21 protein-coding genes are annotated in these 18,286 nt (G+C 61.5%); 13 read left to right on the top strand and 8 right to left on the bottom strand.

Going from position 1 to position 18,286, the window contains the following annotated elements; translation table 11 throughout:
- Positions 1 to 29: 29 nt before the first annotated feature.
- Positions 30 to 1,133 (top strand): sigma-54 interaction domain-containing protein, encoded by a 1,104-nt coding sequence (locus ACM6IV_RS24110; RefSeq protein ID WP_414871949.1) that lies wholly within the window; start codon positions 30 to 32, stop codon positions 1,131 to 1,133.
- Here ACM6IV_RS24110 and ACM6IV_RS24105 read toward each other — a convergent pair.
- The gene (locus ACM6IV_RS24105; protein ID WP_414871948.1) at positions 1,130 to 1,483 is read right to left on the bottom strand and encodes an antibiotic biosynthesis monooxygenase; all 354 of its coding nucleotides are present in this window, start codon (positions 1,481 to 1,483) and stop codon (positions 1,130 to 1,132) included. The two genes, ACM6IV_RS24110 and ACM6IV_RS24105, sit on opposite strands and share 4 nt — an antisense overlap.
- A 93-nt stretch (positions 1,484 to 1,576) precedes the next feature.
- Here ACM6IV_RS24105 and soxR point away from each other — a divergent pair, with 93 nt between their 5' ends.
- The 4 genes from soxR to ACM6IV_RS24085 all read left to right on the top strand — a co-directional run bounded on the left by soxR (position 1,577) and on the right by ACM6IV_RS24085 (position 4,686).
- A complete protein-coding gene (gene soxR / locus ACM6IV_RS24100) occupies positions 1,577 to 2,029 on the top strand; it encodes a redox-sensitive transcriptional activator SoxR (RefSeq protein WP_414871947.1) in 453 nt (150 codons plus the stop codon).
- Positions 2,030 to 2,134: 105 nt separating this feature from the next.
- Positions 2,135 to 2,593: a VOC family protein gene (locus tag ACM6IV_RS24095; RefSeq protein WP_414871946.1), complete on the top strand. Its 459-nt coding sequence runs from the start codon at positions 2,135 to 2,137 to the stop codon at positions 2,591 to 2,593.
- A 241-nt stretch (positions 2,594 to 2,834) separates the two neighbouring features.
- Complete coding sequence (locus tag ACM6IV_RS24090; RefSeq protein WP_414871945.1) at positions 2,835 to 3,710, top strand: alpha/beta fold hydrolase; 876 nt, start codon at positions 2,835 to 2,837, stop codon at positions 3,708 to 3,710.
- Between the two features lie 61 nt (positions 3,711 to 3,771).
- Positions 3,772 to 4,686, top strand: a complete 915-nt coding sequence (locus ACM6IV_RS24085; protein ID WP_414871944.1) for a LysR substrate-binding domain-containing protein — start codon at positions 3,772 to 3,774, stop codon at positions 4,684 to 4,686.
- A 126-nt stretch (positions 4,687 to 4,812) separates the two neighbouring features.
- Here ACM6IV_RS24085 and leuD read toward each other — a convergent pair whose 3' ends face one another.
- Positions 4,813 to 5,427 (bottom strand): 3-isopropylmalate dehydratase small subunit, encoded by a 615-nt coding sequence (leuD, locus tag ACM6IV_RS24080; protein WP_414871943.1) that lies wholly within the window; start codon positions 5,425 to 5,427, stop codon positions 4,813 to 4,815.
- Complete coding sequence (gene leuC, locus ACM6IV_RS24075; protein ID WP_414871942.1) at positions 5,424 to 6,842, bottom strand: 3-isopropylmalate dehydratase large subunit; 1,419 nt, start codon at positions 6,840 to 6,842, stop codon at positions 5,424 to 5,426. The genes leuD and leuC overlap by 4 nt, the downstream gene beginning before the upstream one ends.
- 404 nt (positions 6,843 to 7,246) lie before the next feature.
- Here leuC and ACM6IV_RS24070 point away from each other — a divergent pair, with 404 nt between their 5' ends.
- From ACM6IV_RS24070 to ACM6IV_RS24035, 8 genes are read left to right on the top strand one after another with little or no spacing between them, the layout of a single operon-like run.
- A complete protein-coding gene (locus ACM6IV_RS24070; protein ID WP_414871941.1) occupies positions 7,247 to 8,446 on the top strand; it encodes a PepSY-associated TM helix domain-containing protein in 1,200 nt (399 codons plus the stop codon).
- On the top strand, positions 8,443 to 8,985 hold the full coding sequence (locus ACM6IV_RS24065; RefSeq protein WP_414871940.1) for a thiamine pyrophosphate-binding protein: 543 nt from the start codon (positions 8,443 to 8,445) through the stop codon (positions 8,983 to 8,985). The genes ACM6IV_RS24070 and ACM6IV_RS24065 overlap by 4 nt, the downstream gene beginning before the upstream one ends.
- Complete coding sequence (locus ACM6IV_RS24060) at positions 8,982 to 9,323, top strand: hypothetical protein (RefSeq protein WP_414871939.1); 342 nt, start codon at positions 8,982 to 8,984, stop codon at positions 9,321 to 9,323. The genes ACM6IV_RS24065 and ACM6IV_RS24060 overlap by 4 nt, the downstream gene beginning before the upstream one ends.
- Positions 9,320 to 9,895 carry a DUF6162 family protein gene (locus ACM6IV_RS24055; protein WP_414871938.1) on the top strand — a complete coding sequence of 192 codons (576 nt, stop codon included), beginning with the start codon at positions 9,320 to 9,322 and terminating at the stop codon, positions 9,893 to 9,895. The genes ACM6IV_RS24060 and ACM6IV_RS24055 overlap by 4 nt, the downstream gene beginning before the upstream one ends.
- Before the next feature lie 35 nt (positions 9,896 to 9,930).
- On the top strand, positions 9,931 to 10,860 hold the full coding sequence (locus tag ACM6IV_RS24050) for a metal ABC transporter substrate-binding protein (RefSeq protein ID WP_414871937.1): 930 nt from the start codon (positions 9,931 to 9,933) through the stop codon (positions 10,858 to 10,860).
- Positions 10,857 to 11,705: a metal ABC transporter ATP-binding protein gene (locus ACM6IV_RS24045; RefSeq protein ID WP_414871936.1), complete on the top strand. Its 849-nt coding sequence runs from the start codon at positions 10,857 to 10,859 to the stop codon at positions 11,703 to 11,705. The genes ACM6IV_RS24050 and ACM6IV_RS24045 overlap by 4 nt, the downstream gene beginning before the upstream one ends.
- Complete coding sequence (locus ACM6IV_RS24040) at positions 11,705 to 12,604, top strand: metal ABC transporter permease (RefSeq protein WP_007917717.1); 900 nt, start codon at positions 11,705 to 11,707, stop codon at positions 12,602 to 12,604. The genes ACM6IV_RS24045 and ACM6IV_RS24040 overlap by 1 nt, the downstream gene beginning before the upstream one ends.
- Entirely contained in the window at positions 12,605 to 13,510 is a 906-nt protein-coding gene (locus ACM6IV_RS24035; RefSeq protein WP_414871935.1) for a metal ABC transporter substrate-binding protein, read from the top strand. It begins immediately after the preceding gene.
- 187 nt (positions 13,511 to 13,697) lie between these two features.
- On the opposite strand, the gene ACM6IV_RS24030 is transcribed toward ACM6IV_RS24035, so the two are convergent.
- The 5 genes from ACM6IV_RS24030 to ACM6IV_RS24010 all read right to left on the bottom strand — a co-directional run bounded on the left by ACM6IV_RS24030 (position 13,698) and on the right by ACM6IV_RS24010 (position 18,264).
- Positions 13,698 to 13,922, bottom strand: a complete 225-nt coding sequence (locus ACM6IV_RS24030) for an MbtH family protein (RefSeq protein WP_007917715.1) — start codon at positions 13,920 to 13,922, stop codon at positions 13,698 to 13,700.
- An 83-nt stretch (positions 13,923 to 14,005) separates the two neighbouring features.
- Positions 14,006 to 15,418 carry an aspartate aminotransferase family protein gene (locus ACM6IV_RS24025; protein WP_414871934.1) on the bottom strand — a complete coding sequence of 471 codons (1,413 nt, stop codon included), beginning with the start codon at positions 15,416 to 15,418 and terminating at the stop codon, positions 14,006 to 14,008.
- Between the two features lie 142 nt (positions 15,419 to 15,560).
- On the bottom strand, positions 15,561 to 16,046 hold the full coding sequence (locus ACM6IV_RS24020; protein WP_414871933.1) for a GNAT family N-acetyltransferase: 486 nt from the start codon (positions 16,044 to 16,046) through the stop codon (positions 15,561 to 15,563).
- 215 nt (positions 16,047 to 16,261) lie between these two features.
- Positions 16,262 to 17,584 (bottom strand): ATP-binding protein, encoded by a 1,323-nt coding sequence (locus ACM6IV_RS24015; protein ID WP_414871932.1) that lies wholly within the window; start codon positions 17,582 to 17,584, stop codon positions 16,262 to 16,264.
- Positions 17,584 to 18,264 (bottom strand): response regulator, encoded by a 681-nt coding sequence (locus ACM6IV_RS24010; protein WP_414871931.1) that lies wholly within the window; start codon positions 18,262 to 18,264, stop codon positions 17,584 to 17,586. The genes ACM6IV_RS24015 and ACM6IV_RS24010 overlap by 1 nt, the downstream gene beginning before the upstream one ends.
- Positions 18,265 to 18,286: the final 22 nt, after the last annotated feature.

Genomic DNA, 18,286 nt, shown 5'->3' with positions numbered 1-18,286 from the left:
GCATTTGAACTAAAGAGAAGGACGAGCCCATGCAACTGCTGACCCTACCGCCCTCCCCCGCGCTCGCCACGTCGATCCGCGCCACCGCGCAGGTGTTCGAAGACCCGAAGTCCCAGGCCCTGCTCGCGCATTTGCAGCAGGTCGCGCCGAGTGAAGCGAGTGTGCTGATCATCGGTGAGACCGGCACTGGCAAAGAGCTGGTGGCGCGGCATATTCATAACCTCAGCAACCGTCGCCATCGGCCGTTTATCGCGGTCAATTGCGGGGCGTTTTCCGAGTCACTGGTGGAAGCGGAATTGTTCGGTCATGAAAAAGGCGCGTTCACCGGTGCGCTGAGCGCCAAGGCCGGATGGTTCGAGGAAGCGGACGGCGGCACGTTGTTTCTCGATGAAATCGGCGATCTGCCGATGGCGATCCAGGTGAAGTTGCTGCGGGTGTTGCAGGAGCGCGAAGTGGTGCGGCTGGGCTCGCGCAAAAGCATTGCCATCGACGTGCGAGTCCTGGCGGCGACGAACGTGCAACTGGAGAAAGCCATCAATGCCGGCCATTTCCGTGAAGATCTGTATTACCGCCTCAACGTGGTCAATCTGGAACTGAGCCCGTTGCGCGAGCGGCCCGGCGATATCCTGCCACTCACTCGGCATTTCATCGAAGCCTACAGTCAGCGCCTCGGTTATGGACGCGTGAGTATCAGCCCCGGCGCCGAGCACAAACTGCGTGCCTACAGTTGGCCGGGCAACATTCGCGAACTGGAAAACGTTATTCATCACACCCTGCTGATCTGCCGCAACGGTGTGATCGAACGCGATGATTTGCGCCTGTCGAACCTGCGCATCGAACGCCCGGACGATCATCACGGCAGCGCCGATGATTCACCGGAAGCGTTGCTGGAACAGGCCTTTCAAAAACTGTTCGCGCAACAGGCCGGCGCTTTGCACGAAAAAGTCGAAGACGCCTTGCTGCGCGCGGCGTATCGCTTTTGCCATTACAACCAGGTGCACACTGCGGCGCTGCTCGGTCTGAGCCGCAACGTCACCCGCACGCGATTGATCAAGATCGGCGAACTGGCGGTGAACAAACGGCGACTCACGGAAAACCTGCAAGGCGAGCGCTTGATCCAGTTGTCGATCTAGCCGACCAGATTGCAGTGCAGCGCATCGTCGTGACTGCGGGCGATGCTGCTCAGCACTTGAAACGAATTGAAGGTGATGGTTTTCGCCTGATGGGCGTGAATCAGTTGCCAGAAACCCTGCTCGCCGCTTTCGAAGCTGCGGAACGCCGCCTCCCCCGCCTCGCGGGTCTGCCATTGGAGGAAACTCAAAACGCGCCGGCCGTCATCGCTGGCCTGCACACTGGCGCTGACAAAACCGGCATAACGCTGAGCCAGGCGCTCGGTCTGCCGTGACAGCGCGGTCACCAGCGCAGGTTGTTGGCGTGGTTCGATTTCAAATTCGATCAATTGGGTAAAACTGCGATTGTTCATGGAAAGCCCCCACTCATCATAAGACGAGCCTTGCGACTCGAAGACCTGCAGGGTAAAACCTCTAGTTAAGTCAAGGTCAAGAGCTGTCTGCAGATGATCAGCAAAGAAAATGTGCATAAACCGTTAACGGTCGGCGAAGTCGCAGCGCGCAGCGGTGTCGCCGTCACTGCTCTGCACTTTTATGAATCCAAGGGCTTGATCAAGAGCCAGCGCAATGCCGGCAACCAGCGGCGCTATCCGCGCGAAGTACTGCGTCGCGTTGCGCTGATCAAAGTCGCGCAGCGGCTGGGGATTCCATTGGCGGAGATTGGCGAGGCGCTGAAGAGCCTCCCGGATGATCGTGCGCCCACCGCGGCCGACTGGAAAATCCTCTCGCAACAATGGCGCCGCGAGCTGGATGAGCGAATCGAGCAATTGACGCTGCTGCGTGACCGGCTCAATGGCTGCATCGGTTGCGGTTGTCTGTCGATGGAGGCCTGCCCGCTGCGCAATCAGGGCGATGTGCTGGGCGAACAGGGACCGGGGCCGCACTTCCCCAAGGATTGACTGCTCGTCGGGCAAAAATCTGCACGGCGAGGACGGTTCTATAGTGAATCTTCCACAAATCCGGTGGAGTCCTGTCCCATAGAACAACAACTCAGGGAGAACGTCATGAGCGTCAAACCCATTCCCGAGGGGTATCACAGCATTACCCCGTATCTCGGCATTCACAAAGCCGCCGAGGCCATCGATTTCTATAAGAAAGCCTTCGGCGCCACCGAAGTCATGCGCCTGGACATACCGGATGGCGGCATCGGCCACGCCGAACTGCGCATTGGTGATAGCGCGATCATGCTCGGCTCGCCGTGCGATCAGGGGCCATTGAGCAATCCGGATCAGGCGGTGTCGGTCGGGCTGCATCTGTATGTCACCGATGTCGACAAGTCGTTCCAGCGGGCACTGGATGCCGGGGCGACGTCGGTATCCGAGGTCAAGGATCAGTTTTACGGTGATCGCAGCGGGACGTTGAAGGATCCGTATGGGCATCTGTGGTTTCTGGCCTCGCGCAAGGAAGATCTGACTGAAGAGCAGATCAAGCAGCGGGCGATGGAGATGTTTCAGCAGGGTTGAGCATTTCCCTGTCTGCACTGGCCTCTTCGCGGGCAAGCCCGCTCCCACAGGTTTTTTGTGGTTGGACATAGATCGTGACCACACCAAAGATCCCTGTAGGAGCGGGCTTGCCCGCGATGGGGCCGGAACGGCCAACACCCATCACACTTCATGAACCTGCCCACCACGCTTTACCCCTTGCCCCGAACGCCGGACGATTTCAGGATGCAGCCAACAAGCACCCTGAAAAAGGATCAGCCCGATGTTTGCCGGATTCCTCAAAGACCAGCGCCACGTCAACGGCGTGGACATTGCCTACCGCCTCGGCGGCAACGGCCCGGGCCTGTTGCTGTTGCACGGGCACCCGCAGACCCACGTGATCTGGCACAAGATTGCCGAACAACTGGCCGAGCACTTCACCGTGGTCGCCGCCGACCTGCGCGGTTACGGCGACAGCAGTAGGCCCGCCGCCGATGACCGGCACGTTAATTACTCGAAACGCGAAATGGCCCGCGACAATGTCGAATTGATGCAGGCGCTGGGCTTCGAGCAGTTTTCGATTCTGGCTCACGACCGTGGCGCGCGGGTCGCCCATCGCCTCGCCCTCGATCACCCCAACGCCGTACAGCGCATGATGCTGCTCGACATCGCCCCAACCCTGTCGATGTATACACAGACCAATGAAGCCTTCGCCCGCGCCTACTGGCACTGGTTCTTCCTGATCCGCCCGGCGCCGCTGCCGGAAACCCTGATCGAGGCCGACCCCGAAGCTTATTTGCGCAGCGTGATGGGCAGTCGCAGCGCCGGACTCAAACCGTTTACCGACGCAGCCTTCGGCGAATACCTGCGCTGTGTGCAACGACCGGGCAGCGCTCGCGGCATCTGCGAAGACTATCGCGCCAGCGCCGGCATCGATCTTGCGCACGACCGCGCCGACATCGCTGCCGGACATCACCTGAATTTGCCGCTGCGCGTGTTGTGGGGCGCCGAAGGCACGGTCGGCCGCTGCTTCGATCCGCTCAAGGAATGGCAGCACGTGGCGGCTAACGTCAGCGGTCAGGCATTGCCCGCCGGCCATTACATTGCCGAAGAAGTCCCCGAGCTGTTGCTTGCCGAAGCATTGGCCTTCCTGCGCTGAGCGGAGCCACTGAACCTCGGTGCTATGCTGGCGGCTTCTGCCGCCAGTGCTCGTTTTTGACATGTCCCAGAAGAAAGACAGCGTGCCCCTGCCCGAAGACCTGCGTGTGTTGCTCACCGTGATCCGCAAGAACGGCTTTGCCGCTGCGGCAGATGAACTGGGCCTGTCGCCAGCCTACGTCAGCAAACGCATCCAGATTCTTGAAACCACCCTCGGCACTCGCCTGCTGCATCGCACCAGTCGCCGCGTCTCGTTGACCGAGGACGGTGAACGCGTGCAGCGCTGGGCGTTGCGCATTCTCGATGACTTTCAGCAACTGCACGACGAACTGTCCGACGCCCACGACAGCCCGCGTGGGCGTCTGCACCTGTGCAGCAGCTTCGGTTTCGGTCGCAATCACGTCGCGCCAGCGCTGTCCTTGCTGGCCGAGCGCTATCCGGAGCTGGAGATTCGCCTCGACCTGTTTGACCGGGTCGTGGACATCGTCAACGAAGGCTTCGATCTGGAGATCCGCGTCGGCGATGACCTGCCCGGCCAGCACATCGGCCGGCGTCTGGTCAGCAACCGACGAGTACTCTGCGCCGCTCCCGGTTATCTGCAACGGCGCGGCACGCCGCAGACGCTGGACGAGCTGCAACAGCACGATTGCCTGGTGATCAAGGAACGCGACAACGCCTTCGGTATCTGGCACCTGGATCGCGACGGCGGGCAAGAGAGCGTGCGGGTCAGCGGGCCGTTATCGTCCAACAACGGCGAGATTGTTTTGCAATGGGCGCTGGACGGGCGCGGAGTGTTGTTGCGTTCGCTGTGGGATGTGAAGCCGTTGCTGGAGCAAGGACGCTTGGTGCAGGTGCTCGACGATTACAGCCAGAGCGCCAACGTCTGGGCGGTGTACCCGACGCGGCTGGCGCATTCGGGGAAACTGCGCGCGTGTGTGGAGTTTTTGCAGGAGCATTTCAAAAGCCTGTCGCTGTAGCCCAGGTACCACAGCCCCCCTGTAGGAGTGAGCCTGCTCGCGATAGCGGTGTGGCAGATACAACAATTCTGACTGATCCACCGCTATCGCGAGCAGGCTCACTCCTACAAGGGAATCAGTGGTGAGTCAGGAGAGCCAAGGGTTATTGGCCAGATGTTCGCGCTCGAAATCCTTGATCTGCTCGCGCCGTTGCAGGGTGTTGCCAATGGCATCCAGGCCGAGCAACAGCGCGGTTTTACGCAGGGTGTCGATCTGGAAGTCGATTACCGTGCCATCGGCCAGACTGATCTGCTGTGCTTGCAGATCAATGCCGATCCGCGCCGTTTCAGGCTCACCGACAAGCTGTCCGATGCGTTGCACCTGCGCCTCTTCCAGGGTAATCAACAACACCCCGTTACGCTGGCAATTGTCGTAGAAGATCCCGGCAAAACTGCTGCCGATCAGCGCACGAATGCCCATCTGCTGCAAGCCCCAGACCGCATGTTCACGGCTGGAACCACAACCAAAATTCGCCCCTACCACCAGAAAACTTGCGCCCTGCCACGGCGCTTTGTTCAACACAAAATCGGGATCGGGGCTGCCATCGCGCAGAAAGCGCAGATCGAAAAACAGCCCGCGATCGAGTCCCTGGCGATCAATACCTTTGAGGAACTGCTTGGGCATGATCACGTCCGTGTCGACATTGGCCGCCAGTAACGGCGCGGCCTGACCGCTGACTTGAATGAAGGGTTGCAGGCTCATGGACGGTCTCCAAAGTAGCGGATATCGGTGAGTCGACCGCTGATTGCAGCGGCAGCGACCATGGCAGGGCTCATCAGATGAGTGCGCGCGCCGGCGCCCTGACGGCCTTCGAAATTGCGGTTGGTGCTGGACGCACAGCGGTCGCCGGGGGCGAGTACGTCGTCGTTCATCGCCAGGCACATCGAGCAGCCGGACTGACGCCATTCGAAACCGGCGTCGATAAAAATCTGCGCCAGCCCTTCGGCCTCGGCCTGAGCGCGAACTTCGCTGGAGCCGGGAACGATCATCGCCCGCACATGCCCGGCTACTTGCTGACCGCGCACGACGCTGGCGGCATCGCGCAGGTCTTCGATCCGCGCGTTGGTGCACGAGCCGATAAAGGCATGGCTGATGACGATGTCGCTGAGCGCCATGCCCGCTTCGAGGCCCATGTAATTGAGGGCGCGACGCATGTCCTGGCGCAGGATCGGATCGCTGACCGACTGCGGATCCGGCACTCGCGCGCCTATAGCGGCAGCCTGATCGGGGCTGGTGCCCCAGGTGACCATCGGTTCCAGAACGCTGGCGTCAAGGTGAATCTCCCGGTCAAACAGCGCAGCGGGATCACTGCGCAGTTCGCGCCACTTTTCCAGGCCCCGCTCCCACAGTTCACCTTGCGGGGCTCGCGGTTTGCCTTTGAGATAGGCGAAGACCTTGTCATCCGGCGCCATGAATGCGCCGCGCGCGCCAGCCTCGACGGCCATGTTGCAGATGGTCATGCGCGCTTCCACGCTGAGGGCATCGATGGTCGAGCCGCAGAACTCGATGGCATAACCGCTGGCCCCGGACGCGCCGATGCGGCCGATCAGGGCCATGATCACGTCTTTCGAGGTCAGGCCCGGCGCCAAGTCGCCATCAATGGTCACGCGCATACTTTTCAGGCGTTTGTAGACCAGGGTCTGCGAGGCCAGCAGGTGTTCGATCTCCGAGGTGCCGATGCCGAAACCGAAGGCGCCGAGTGCGCCATAGGTGGTGGTATGGCTGTCGCCAGCGGCGATGACCATGCCGGGCAGGATAAAGCCCTGTTCGGGGGCGATCACATGTTCGATGCCCTGACGCTTGTCGAGGACGTCCAGCAACTCGATACCGAAGTCCCGGCAGTTCTGCGCCAGATACGACACCTGCCGTGCGCCGCCGGCATCGGCCATCGCTGCGATGCGCACGGGCGTAGTCGGGTTGACGTGATCGACCACCGCCAGCGCCGTGCCCGGCCGCCAGACGTCGCGCCCGGCCGCGCGCAAACCGCTGAAGGCCTGCGGGCTGGTGTATTCGTTGATCACCTGGCGATCGATATACAACAGGACATGGCCCTGATCATCGAGGCGGCACACCGTGTGCGAATCGATGTGCTTGTCGTAGAGGGTTCTGGCGGTCATCAAGGCGCTCACTCAGGGAAATCAGGTGATGCCCATCATAGGGAGCGCGCACTGGCCATCAATTGCCTGACAGTGATGGCGTGGAACATGAATCGTGTTTGATCCCCTGTACGCAGCAAAACCCTGTGGGAGCGAGCTTACTCGCGAAAGCGATGTGTCAGTCACATTAGTTGCAACTGGTTGGCCGCCTTCGCGAGCAAGCTCGCTCCTACAAGGGGCCGCGTGATGATCGGGGAATTGGGAAACATTTGCTTTCATATCATCTTTCGGGATTTACCTCGCTCATCCGTCTTATAGAAATGCAGGCCGTTCGCGTAGGCAAAAGCCACGTTCGGTCTTTCGGGGTCACCGTGCTGCGAAGCCCGTAGTTACGCGCCCTTTCACCGCTATCAAGACGCGCAATCATGTCGAAGAAATCCCGCTCCAAACTGTGGTTCCTCGTTCATAGCTGGCTGGCGTTACCGATCTGGTTCTTTGTCCTGATCGTCTGTGTCACCGGCACCCTGGCCGTGGTCAGTCAGGAAATCGTCTGGCTGGCCAACCCGCAGATGCGTGCCAGCCAGCCTGCGGACGATGCGCCGCTGCTCAGCTATGACCAGATCATGGCAGCCATCAAAACAGCCGAACCGCAAACCATCGTTGAAAGCATCAGTCGCCCCGACGAATCACACTTCGCCCTCGACGTTGCAGTCAGCTATCCGGACGGCCGTTCGCAGACGGTCTACGTCAACCCCTATACCGGGGTGATTCAGGGTCCTGCGCCGACCTTCGATTTCAAGGCCTTCACCCGCGCCCTGCACGGCTGGTGGCTGGTGCCGTTCACCAACGGCTTCAGTTGGGGCTGGTATCTGGTGTCGTTTCTCGGCGTGCCGATGCTGGTGTCGTTGATTACCGGTCTGGTGGTCTACAAGCGCTTCTGGAAAGGATTTCTGCGTCCGACCCTGCGCGTGCGCCATGGCGCGCGGATTTTCTGGGGTGACTTCCACCGCTTGTGCGGTATCTGGTCGATCTGGTTCATTGCGGTGATTTCCATCACCGGGATCTGGTTTCTGATTCGGGCCATTCTGTTCGACAACCAGATCGCCATCTCCAGCGAGCCGATCATTCCGGCCATGTCCCGTGAAAGCGTACCGATCTCCGCCGCTGGCACGCCACCGCCACGGATCAGCCTGGACCGCGCCGTCGAACTCGCGCAAGAAAAGATCCCGGGGCTGGAAGCCAGCTTCGTCAGCCTGCCGGGCAATGCCTACAGCCACATGAGCGTCGGTGGGCGCGGTTGGTATCCGTTGATGTTCCAGACCGCCACGCTCAATCCGTACAACGGCGACATCGCCGCTTCACGGCTACTGTCCGACCGATCGTCGCTGGAGTTCGTCACCGAGTCCATGCGGCCGCTGCACACCGGCGATTTCGGCGGTATCTGGATCAAGCTGATCTGGTTCTTCTTCGGTCTGATACTGAGCATGATGATCCTCAGCGGCTTGTTGATCTGGACCAAACGCACCGCGCTGGCCACCGCCAATGCTTTGAAGCGCGAAGACAAGAAAAACCGTCTCAAGGCACAACCAGCCATGAGCCGTGAAACCTCGGAGGCCAGCCTGTGAGCAAATCCATCACCAAGGCCCAACCTTCTCGACTGGCGCGTTTCTGGCACAAATGGCGCTTCCACATCAATGTCCTGCTGCTGTTGATCCCGCTGGGCTTCATGCCCAAGTACTTCGCCGATGCCTCGCTGTTTCGCGGTGACAGCGGCTTGGGCCAGCACGAGATCGGCACTATTCAGGTCGGCCCATGGAGCCTGCGCCTGGCCGAATTGCGCAACGAAGCGCCGGTGCTCACCGGCCCGGCCGGCTACATGAAAGACTTCAGCGCTGCCCTGTGCGATGCCTGTGTCGATCAGGTCAAGGCCACCTACCTGCGCATCGGCAAGCCGCGCAGCCTGCGCGCCGCCGGCAGCATTTTCTTCGGCACGCCTTACCGCATGGGCACGCAAATGCCGTTTCCGGAGAAGACCAGTCCCGACGCCGAACTGTGGATCACCATGGAAGGCTGGGACGGCAGCATGCATCAGGCTTCGATCCCTCTGAGTCAGGCCTCCCCCGCCACCTTCGCCTGGCTGAACAAACAAGGAGTCAAACCATGACTTGCTCTCAACGCCTTTCCCGCCTGCGCCTGAAGGCCACGCTGTTGGTGCTGTGCGCCGGCTTCAGTGCCAGTGCGCTGGCGCACAACCCGATGTGCGAATGCAAAGCCATCGACGCCGAGCAGATCAAATGCACCGGCGGGTTCTCCGACGGCAGCGGCGCGCCGGGGGTTACCCTTGATGTGATCGGCTACGACGAAACCATTCTGGTACCGGGCAAGCTCGGCGCCGACTCCACACTGACGTTCAAGAAACCCGGCAGCGAATTTTACGTGCTGTTCGACGCAGGCCCGGGCCACGTGGTGGAAATCGACCAAGCGGATATCGAAGCCCCATGAGTACGCCGACCCGACAAATCGTGCGTCCGGCCGGTGCCGGTCATGAAACCCTCAACGTGCTGCTGTTGTGTCTGTTGATTCTCGCGATCGCCGGTTCTGTGGTCGCATGGCGCGGGGTTTCCCATGAGCCCGAGCCGGTGGCGACCAACCAGCTCGACGCACGCCGCGACCTCAGTGCTGCCGAGCAAGGCATCTATGCCGACCTGCGGGTGACCCTCGATGAAATCCGCTTGCTGCGCGAAGAACAGCAAGCCCTGCCGACCCCGCAGAATCTGGCCGACCAAGGGTTTGCGCCGTTTGCCCAGGATGCAAGCTCGGTCAGCCGGGGTGGTCATGCCTGGCAGTTGCTGGCGGACACCGCATATGTCGGTCAAAGCCAGAATCCGACTGTCGCTGGTTCGTTCGTCATGCTGCTGAGCGCCGATGACAAGGCTGCGCCGGACATCTGGCTCAACCGTGATGCCGCCGCTCAAGTCCCGGCGCAACTCACTGCGGCTGCGCTGTCCGCTGCTGGCTGGAAACAGATCGTCGCGCAATACGATGCCGGGGTTACCCGCGAACATCGCCATTGATTCCTCGCCCTCCTCCGAGAGAAGACCGCTTGCCCATGTCTATTTCATCACCTCGTCGTCCGTTGTTACGCCTCTTTTTAGTGGGTCTGTGCGCCTGCCTGCTGAGCCCGTTGGCCAGCGCCGATCCGGCCAAACGCCTGCGCATCGGCATCACCCTGCACCCTTACTACAGCTATGTGGCGAACATCGTCGGCGACAAGGCCGAGGTGGTGCCGCTGATCCCGGCCGGTTTCAACCCGCATGCCTACGAGCCACGGGCCGAGGACATCAAACGCATCAGCGGGCTGGATGTGATCGTGCTCAACGGTGTCGGCCATGACGACTTCGCCGACCGCATGATCGCCGCCAGCGAAACGCCGAACATCAAGACCATCGAAGCCAACGAAAACGTGCCGTTGCTGGCCGCCACCGGGGTTGCCGCGCGCGGTGCCGGCAAAGTGGTGAATCCGCACACGTTCCTGTCGATCAGCGCGTCCATCGCCCAGGTCAACAACATTGCCCGCGAACTGGGCAAACTCGATCCGGACAACGCCAAGACCTACACCCAGAACGCCCGCGCCTACGGCAAACGCCTGCGGCAGATGCGCGCTGACGCCCTGGCCAAGTTGACGCAAGCGCCAAACGCCGAACTGCGCGTGGCCACGGTGCACGCTGCCTACGACTATCTGCTGCGTGAGTTCGGCCTGGAAGTGACCGCCGTGGTCGAACCGGCTCACGGTATCGAACCGAGCCCAAGCCAGTTGAAGAAAACCATCGACCAGTTGCGGGAACTGGACGTGAAAGTGATCTTCTCGGAGATGGATTTCCCGTCCACTTACGTCGACACCATTCAGCGCGAGTCCGGCGTCAAGCTGTATCCGCTGTCGCACATTTCCTACGGCGAATACACCGCCGACAAGTACGAAAAGGAAATGACCGGCAACCTCGACACCGTGGTGCGGGCGATTCAGGAGTCTGGTGCATGACTTCCAGAGAAAACCTCAACCTCAAGGACGCCGAGCACCCTGTGGGAGCGAGCTTGCTCGCGAAGGCGCCGGATCAGGCAACACCTTTGTTGAATGACACACCGCATTCGCGAGCAAGCTCGCTCCCACAGGTTTCGGGTCCGACTTTGGATTTCGCGGATGTTTGTCTGACGTTGGGGCGCACAACCATTCTGGACAACGTCACCTTCCAGGTGCAGCCCGGCAGCGTTCACGCCTTGGTCGGCCCCAACGGTGGCGGCAAAAGTTCGCTGATCAAGACCTTGCTCGGGCAAATGCCCCATCAGGGTCAACTCAGCCTGCAATGGCCCGGCGTACCCGGCACCATCGGTTATGTGCCGCAGGCGCTGGAATTCGATCGCGGGCTGCCGATGACTGTCGACGATTTCATGGCCGCCATGTGCCAGCGACGCCCGGCGTTTCTCGGTTTGAGCAAGCGTTACGCCGGCGCCATTGGTGAAGCGCTGGAACGCGTCGGCATGCAGGACAAACGCAAACGCCGCATGGGCGCACTGTCCGGCGGTGAGCGCCAGCGTGTGCTGCTCGCCCAGGGTTTGATTCCGGCGCCGCAATTGCTGGTGCTGGATGAACCGATGTCAGCTCTCGATGAAGCCGGGATTCAAGTATTCGAACGTCTGCTGGGCGACTGGCGTGCGGCGGGCATCACCGTGCTGTGGATCGAGCACGATCTGGAAGCGGTCGGTCGCCTGGCCAGTCGCGTCACCGGTCTTAACCGTCGTGTGCTGTTCGATGCCACGCCGCACGAGGCACTGACCCCGGAACGCCTACTGACACTGTTCTCGACCCATCCACGGAGCGCTGCCTGATGAGTTACGAAGCCTTTCGTTTGATGGTTCAGGGCTGGGCCTCGTCCGGTTATCTGCCGGAAGCACTGGCCTACGGTTTCGTGGTCAATGCGTTGCTGGCCGGTTTGCTCATCGGCCCGGTGCTCGGCGGCCTTGGCACGCTAGTAGTGGTCAAGCGTTTCGCGTTTTTCTCCGAAGCGGTCGGCCACGCGGCGCTGACCGGTGTGGCCATCGGCATTCTGCTCGGCGAACCGTACACCGGACCGTACGGCAGCCTGTTCGGCTACTGCCTGCTGTTCGGCATCCTGCTCAACTACCTGCGCAATCGTACCGGTCTGGCGCCGGACACCTTGATCGGCGTGTTCCTCTCGGTGTCGCTGGCCCTCGGCGCGAGCCTGCTGCTGATACTCGCGGGCAAGATCAACGTGCACATTCTGGAGAACGTGCTGTTCGGTTCGGTGCTGACCGTCAACGGCAACGATCTGGCGGTATTGGCCATCGTCGGTTCGTTGGTCATGGCCCTGGCCTTGCCGCTGTACAACCGCATCATGCTCGCCAGCTTCAATCCGCAACTGGCGGCGGTGCGCGGGGTGGCGGTGAAGACCCTGGATTATCTGTTTGTGATTCTGGTGACGCTGATTACCGTGGCGGCGGTGAAAGTCATCGGCGCGATTCTGGTCGGTGCGCTGCTGGTGATTCCAGCGGCGGCGGCGCGTCTGCTCAGTCAGTCGCTCAAGGGCTTTTTCTGGTGCTCGGTGCTGATCGCCACGGTCAGCACACTGTGCGGGATTCTTGCACCGATCGTCTTTGATCTGCCGATTCCGTCCGGCGCCGCGATCATTCTGGTCGCCGGCATTGCCTTCGCCCTCGCTGCCATTGCGCGCGGGGTCGTCCCGAGTCTGAAAGGGAATCTTGGATAAATGACTTTTTCACTGCGAAAACTGAGCTTGGCCATGACCCTGTGCGGCGTGGTCTGCGCGCCGTTGATGGCTGCCGAAAGTACTAAACCGCTGCGCGTGCTGGCGTCGTTGCCGATCACCTACGGCCTGGGCGAAGCGTTGCTCAAAGGCACTGACGTCAAGCTCGAACGGGCGGCACCGGCGAACTTGCCGGGCAGCCGTCAGAGCGCTTATTTCACCGGGCGCGGTGCGCCGGCGCTGAGCAAGTTGGCGACGGATGCCGATGCGGTGATTGGTGTGCGCTCGCTGTGGGCCGATGATCCGCTGTACCCGATCGCCCGCCGCAGCAATATCCGCATCGTTGAAGTCGACGCGGCGCGCCCGGTCGACGGCGCCCTGCCCGGCATTGCCGTGCAACCGGATCTGCCGGTCGATGGTTTGAACAGTCAACCGTGGCTGGCAAGCAACAACATGGGGCGCATGGCGGACGTGATGGCAGCGGATCTGGTGCGCCTGGCCCCCAGCGCAAAGCCAAAGATCGAGGCCAACCTGGCAACGTTGAAGCAACGTTTGTTGAAGCTCAGCGCGGATAGCGAAGCGCGTCTGGCCAGTGCCGACAACCTGAGTGTGATGAGTTTGAGTGATCACTTTGGTTATCTGATCGGCAGCTTGAATCTGGAACTGGTCGGCCAGGACCCTCGCGCGGATGCCGATTGGACGCCGCAGGATCTGAAAAAACTGACGGCTACGCTCAAGGACAACGATGTGGCGGTGGTGCTGCATCATCGGCAGCCATCCGAGGCGCTGAAAGCGGCGATTGCCGAGTCGGGCAGTCATCTGGTGGTGTTGAGTACCGATGCGGCGGATCCGGTGGCGGAGCTGGAAGGCAATGTGGATTTGCTGTTGAAGGGTTTGAGCGGGGCGTGATTTCAGTCGAAACCGCGTTATCGTTCTTCGCGAGCAAGCTCGCTCCCACATTGGATCTGTGTCGTTCACAATTCACCTGTGGGAGAGAGCTTGCTCGCGAAGAGGCCTGACCTGACAACACAAACTCCAGCCATAAAAAAACCCGCTGACTGTTATCAGTCCAGCGGGTTTCTTTTTGCCCGGCCGCTTATTGTGCGGCGGCCTGGGCTTCCATCTTCTGCCGCAGGCTCAGCGGGCGCATGTCCGTCCAGACTTCTTCGATATAGGCCAGGCATTCCTTTTTCAGGCCGCTCTTGCCCACGGTGCGCCAGCCTTCCGGCACGGCTTTGTAGTCCGGCCAGATCGAGTATTGCTCTTCGTGGTTGACCACGACCTGAAAGAGGATGTCCTCGCGGTCGAATACTGACGTCATGCTGGTTCTCCATCGTTGTAAGGATGGGCTGCACGCGGGGTGCAGCCGGGTATGTAGAAAGAACGTTCGGCGCGGCGGAAAATTTACAGCGCCGCGGTAGCAGCGGCCAAAGCGCGCCCGAAGATCTCGGCAACGCGGTCGATTTCGGCGGCAGTGATCACCAGCGGCGGCAGGAAACGCACCACCGCGCCATGCCGACCACCCAATTCCAGAATCAGGCCGCGCTTGAGGCATTCGCGCTGGACCAGCGGCGCCAGTCGCGCAAACGCCGGCGGATGACCGAGCGCATCCGGTGCGCCGTTCGGCTCGACCAGCTCTACCCCGAGCATCAGGCCACGACCACGAATATCACCCAGTTGCGGGTAGTCGCGTTGCAGGATGCGCAGGTGCTCACTGAGGCGTTCGCCCATGGCAGCGGCGTGTTCGCAGACCTTGTGTTCAACCAGGTAACGCATCACCGCGGAACCTGCCGCCATGGCCATCTGATTGCCACGGAAGGTGCCGGCGTGTGCGCCCGGTTGCCAGGTGTCGAGCCAGTCGCGATAAACCACTACGGCCAACGGCAGGCTGCCGCCGATCGCTTTGGACAACACCATCACATCCGGGGTGATGCCGGCGTGTTCGAAGGCAAACATTTTGCCGGTGCGGGCGAAACCGCTCTGAATCTCGTCGACGATCAGCGCCACGCCGGCCTTCTCGGTGATCCGGCGCAAGCCGCGCAGCCACTCGATGTCCGCCGGAATCACACCGCCCTCGCCCTGTACCGCTTCGACGATCACCGCTGCGGGCAACTGCACGCCGGCCTCGGGGTCGTTGAGGAGGTTGTCCAGGTAACTCAGGTTGGCCTTCACGCCCGCCGCGCCACCGAGGCCGAACGGGCAACGGTAGTCGTACGGGAACGGCATGAACTGCACGCCATTGCTGAGCAAGGCACCCAACGGCTTTTTCGGCCCCAGGCTGCCCATCAGGCTCAATGCACCCTGGCTCATGCCGTGATAACCACCGGAGAACGACAGCACCGTGCTGCGCCCGGTCGCCGTGCGTACCAGCTTCAACGCCGCTTCCACGGCGTCAGTGCCGGTCGGGCCGCAGAACTGGATTTTCGCTTCCCCCGCAAGAGCGGGCGGCAGCAGACCGAACAGGTCCTGGACGAATTGGTCCTTGACCGGCGTGGTCAGGTCGAGGGTGTGCAGCGGCAACTCATCGGCCAGCACCTGCTGGATCGCTTCGATCACCACCGGATGGTTATGCCCCAGCGCTAGCGTGCCGGCACCGGCCAGACAGTCGATGAAGGTGCGACCTTCAACGTCTTCGACATACAGGCCCTTGGCGCGTTTCAAGGCCAGTGGAATGCGCCGTGGATAGCTGCGGGCGTTGGACTCCTGTCGCGCCTGCCGAGCCAGTAACGGCGACTCGTTGAACTGATACAGCGATTCGGCCGGCACCGAAGTGACCCGGGCCGACGACGCTTCGATAAGGCTGGTGGCGACTGACATCTCTCGACCCCTCAATACGCTATGGATAGTGACCAAAACAGCACACCGGGCAGGTGCGCATTCCGATCGCGGGGCGCACTTGCAGGTTTTCCTGTTCTGGAAACGCTTAAGGGGCCTGAGGATTTAGCCCGTGATCGAGTTGTCAGACCGGCGCTGCCAACGACTTGTGCATGGGCAGGGTCTGCACGCCTTGGTATTCGAAGGGCGGCGCTGACTCGCGATAACCCAGACGCCGATAAAAAGCGCGGCCGGTGCGCGTGCTTTTGAGGTCAGCGTGAAGCACCCCGCAAACCCGTAACCAGCCTTCCAGGTCCTGCATCAACGCCCGTCCGACGCCCCGGCGAAAGGATTCCGGCTGCACGTAACACAGGGAAATGTCGCCGCTGGCCTGGGCCATGCCGACACCGACCGGTTTGTCCGCCAGTAAAGCCGTGCATAAATAGAAGTGGGGATCAGCGAGCCGGGTGCTGATGAAGTCGGCAGATTGCCGAGCGATCCAGGCGCTGACCCGTGGCGGATCGTTGCGGTGGTCCAGCGCACACCCGATACGGATAGAACGCTCGATGATGCGGCTGATAATGCCAGCGTCGGCCAGTCGGGCCGGACGAATGCAGATGATTTCTTCCATGGCGCAGTTCCCTCAATCCATTGAGTCAAAGCTGCGTTGACCTTAGCCCCGGCCCTGCCGGATAGCGAATGTCGAGAAGTTACATTTGATGTGCCGGAATATGATCTCTGGTGGGAGCGAGCCTGCTCGCGAAAGCGTTTTGTCAGCTACTTGGATGCTGACTGTGCCGCCGTCTTCGCGAGCAGGCTCGCTCCCACAGGGTATTCGAGGTGAGGTCAGATGGCTTGCAACGGCATGGTCAACTCGACACGCAGGCCATCCGCGCGGCTGTCGAAATGCAGGGCGCAGTCGCAGCGCTGAACGATCGCCTGGACAATCGCCAGGCCGAGGCCGCAACCGGTGCTCTGGCCGTTGCGCCAGAAGCGTTGGGTCAGGTGCTGCAGATCTTCCGGCGCAATGCCCGGGCCATGGTCGCGCACGACAAAACGCACGCGGTTGCCAATGGTTTCCAGGCTCAGCTCGACCGCACAGTCCTCAGGCGTGTGACGCAGGGCGTTGTCGAGCAAGTTGCGCAGCGCTGCAATCGACAGCACGGCCGGCATCTGCAGCGGAGCAACAGAAAGCTCGTCCGGCAGTTGCAGTTTGATACGCAGACGCTCGCCACCCGTAGCGTCCTGGATCGCCAGGCGTGCCACTTGCTCGGCGCTGCATTGCGAACCATCGTCGAACGACAGACTGCCCTCGACCCGCGCCAGCAACAGCAATTGTTCGAGGGTGCGATGCAAGCGATCGGCGCCCTCCTCGGCCCGCGCCAGCGACTGATCGCGGGCGCTGCCGTCGGTCATGCGCGCCACTTGCAGATGGGTCTTGATCGCCGTCAGCGGGCTACGCAATTCATGGGCCGCGTCACCGGTCAGGCGCCGCTCACGCTCGATGGTCTTGCCGATACGCTGGAACAACTGGTTTTGCGTTTCGAGCAGCGGCTTCAATTCGCTGGGAAACGTCTGGATCTGCAACGGCTCAAGAGAGTCGGCATTGCGCCGCATCAACGCTTCACGCAGACGATTGAGCGGCGCCAGCCCCTGACCAATGCCCAGCCACAACAGGCACAGGCAGCCGAGCAGCGCCACGCCCACCGGCACCGACGCCGCCAGCAGGATCGACATGTTCAAGGCTTCGCGCTCGATCTGCCGGTCGGCCGTGGTGATGCGCACATCGCCCCGCGCCAGGGTGAAGCTGCGCCACGGCGCACCGTCGATCATCTGGTCATGGAAGCCCATTTTCTCGGCTTCCAGGGCCTGTTCGGGATGGTTGTGGCTGCGCGCGAGAATTTCACCGCGCAACGAACTGACCTGGCAGGCCATGCCGCCGGGGATATTCAGTTGTTCGGCACTGAAATGCGTGCCCTCGCCTTTGCTCGGCAGTGTCGGCAACTGTTCCAGCAGCCCGGCGACCATGCGCGCCGACGCCACCAGACGCTGGTCGAGGGAAAACATCATCTGATTGCGCAGGTCACTGAGCATCCAGGCCGCCGCCAGCGCCCAGATCAGCGCAAACGCAGCGCCGAGGGTCAGGCTCAGGCGCAGTCGCAGGCTCATCACTTGCTTTGATCTCCACCATCCGCCGGGCCGAGGCGATAGCCCAGACCGCGCACGGTTTCGACGATGCCTTTACCCAATTTGCTGCGCAGGTGATGGATGTGCACGTTGAGCGCGTTGCTTTCCAGTTCATCGTTGAAGCCGTAGACACTGTCCTTCAATTGCTCGGTGGACAGCACCCGGCCACGATTGTGCAGCAGCGCCTGCAGCAGCGATTGCTCGCGACGCGACAGGTCCACCGGTTGCCCGGCCAGCGTGGTTTCGCGACTGCTCGGGTCGTACGTCAGTGCGCCGTGTTCGATCAGGTTGACACTGCGCCCGGCGACCCGGCGCAACAGGGTTTGCAGACGAGCGAACAGTTCGCGCAGATCGAACGGTTTGAGCAGGTAATCGTCAGCGCCGGCCTGCAAACCGTCAACGCGGTCGGTGACCGAGTCGCGCGCCGTCAGAATCAGCACCGGAATCTCCAGGCCGCTCTGACGCAGTTGTTGCAGCAATTTGAGGCCATCTTCGTCGGGCAGGCCGAGATCGAGCACCATCACGTCGAATTCAGCGACCTTGAGCATCGCCCGCGCTTTCGACGCGGTGTTGACGTGCTCAACGGTCAAACCCTGAGCCGTAAGACCGGCAACGATGCCGCTGGCGATCAGCTCATCGTCTTCGCAAACCAGTACGTGCATGGTGAGTCCCGTAGAAAAAAGC

This window comes from Pseudomonas sp. IT-347P (assembly GCF_949768005.1).
Classification (GTDB): Bacteria; Pseudomonadota; Gammaproteobacteria; order Pseudomonadales; family Pseudomonadaceae; genus Aquipseudomonas.
The sequence above is the reverse complement of the archived record's forward strand: the minus strand, read 5'-3'. Positions and strand labels throughout refer to the sequence as shown.